Here is a 1,383-nt window from a genome sequence, read left to right as displayed (position 1 = left end):
CTCGCGCACCGTCAGCGCGGGGAACACGCCCGGGATCTGGAACTTGATGCTCATGCCCATGCGGATGCGTTGGTGGGGCAGCACGCGGTCCAGGTCGGCGCCCAGGAAGCGGACGCTGCCCGCGCTCGGGCGATGCTCGCCGGTGAGCAGTTTGAAGAAGGTGCTCTTGCCCGCGCCATTGGGGCCGATGACGCAGCGGATCTCGCCGGCCTGGATGCAAAGGTCGATGCCGTTGATGACCTGGGCGCCGCCGAAGCGCTTGCCCAGGCCCCGGGTTTCGAGCAGGGATTGTGTCGTCATGCCCGGCTCCCTTTGCGGCCCGCGCCCTTGGCATGTTCCGGCAGGCGCGCCAGCCAGGGCAGCAATCCCTGCGGCATGGCCAGCACCACGATGAGCAGGATCACGCCCATCAGGATCAGCGCGTACTGGCTGCCGTAGACCGCCAGCCATTGCGACAGCCAGACCAGCGCCGCGGTGCCGAGGATCACGCCGCCGATGCTGGCGCGTCCGGAGGTGGCTACCCAGATGACGGGCATGGCGGCGGCGGTCAGGCCCATCGCCGACGGCGTGATGTAGGAGCCCCAGATGGTGTAGAGCGAGCCCGACAGCCCCGCCAGGGCGCAGCCGAACACGAACACCAGCATCTGGTGCCTGCGGATGTCGACTCCCAGCATCTCGGCGCGCTGCGGGTTCTCTCGAATGGCCGCCAGCGTCAGGCCGAAGGACGAGCGCAGCAGCAGCCGGGCGGCCAGATAGGCCAGCAGCAGCAGCGTCAGCACCAGGTAGTAGAAGGGCACGCCTTCCAGGACATAGGCGCCGTCGCCCCAGGGCAGGGACAGCGGCGGCATGCCGGACATGCCGTTGTAGCCGTTCAGCCGGGCTTCGCCGACGACCCATTGCGGGCCGGCGGTCTGCGCCATGAAGGTTTCCAGGACCAGCGTCACCGACAGCGTCAGGATGCCGACGAACACGCCCTTGATCCGGCCGTAGAAGATCATGTAGCCCAGCGCGAACGCCACCGCGACGCTGGCGGCCAGCGACAGCGCTAGCCCGCCCCAGGTCGCGCCCCAGCTGTCGCCCCAGTTCAGCGTGGCGATGCCGTAGGTGTAGCCGGAGACGCCGAAGAAGGCGGTCTGGCCGAAGGACAGGATGCCGCCGTGCCCCCACATCAGCGCCAGTCCCAGCGCGGAAAAGGCCCACACCAGGCAATAGGCGAGATTGCCGGTCGCGGTGCCGTCCAGCAGCAGGGGCAGCAGGAAGGCCGCTCCCCAGGGCGCGGGGCGGGAGAGATTCAATGTCGGCATGGCGCGCCCCTCCTCGGCCACGGTTGAACAGGGGGCCCACGCCCTGCGGCCTGACCCGGATGACGACGATCACGGCCAG

2 protein-coding genes are annotated in these 1,383 nt (G+C 69.2%); both read right to left on the bottom strand.

The genetic code is table 11. The features are described from left to right. A partial coding sequence (locus KDH83_RS32675; protein ID WP_249205315.1) for an ATP-binding cassette domain-containing protein occupies positions 1 to 300 on the bottom strand: 300 nt, incomplete at its 3' end. Further along, on the bottom strand, positions 297 to 1,304 hold the full coding sequence (locus KDH83_RS24185) for a branched-chain amino acid ABC transporter permease (RefSeq protein WP_212320564.1): 1,008 nt from the start codon (positions 1,302 to 1,304) through the stop codon (positions 297 to 299). The genes KDH83_RS32675 and KDH83_RS24185, both read right to left, overlap by 4 nt. Positions 1,305 to 1,383: the final 79 nt, after the last annotated feature.

The organism is Achromobacter sp. Marseille-Q0513, assembly GCF_018195695.1.
GTDB lineage: Bacteria > Pseudomonadota > Gammaproteobacteria > Burkholderiales > Burkholderiaceae_B > Achromobacter.
The sequence above is the reverse complement of the archived record's forward strand: the minus strand, read 5'-3'. Positions and strand labels throughout refer to the sequence as shown.

What these genes read in the sequence shown, in the direction of transcription:
- KDH83_RS24185 (WP_212320564.1), bottom strand. Translation starts at nt 1,304, where the DNA reads ATGCCGACATTGAATCTCTCCCGCCCCGCGCCCTGGGGAGCGGCCTTC.